The 259-nt window shown below is 32.4% G+C and carries 1 protein-coding gene; it reads left to right on the forward strand.

The window, feature by feature from the left end; translation table 11 throughout:
- Positions 1 to 12 precede the first annotated feature (12 nt).
- The coding region (locus Q4528_RS14545) for a DUF8371 domain-containing protein (protein ID WP_303522357.1) at positions 13 to 259 on the forward strand (247 nt) is incomplete at its 3' end.

Below are 259 nucleotides of genomic sequence, written 5' to 3' on the forward strand. Positions count from 1 at the left end.
GTGCGGAGCTTATTGACATCAACAAAAATTGAAAGCGAAAAAACCTTGAAGGATTTTGTTTTAAGGTGCTTAGATGTTTTTGTAAAACATTGTATTGAACAACACCGGGGTTATGAGTACTTATGGAAAAATGGTAATGATGGAATATTAGTACAGTGTAAGGAAATTGAGTCTCAACCATATATATTTACTCTTCTAAGATCTGTTTTTGATTTTATGGGAATTCAAATATCAAAAGAAGTGGAGAGCTCTAATGGAG

The sequence above is a fragment of the Staphylococcus pasteuri genome, assembly GCF_030547725.1.
GTDB classification, from domain to species: domain Bacteria; phylum Bacillota; class Bacilli; order Staphylococcales; family Staphylococcaceae; genus Staphylococcus; species Staphylococcus pasteuri.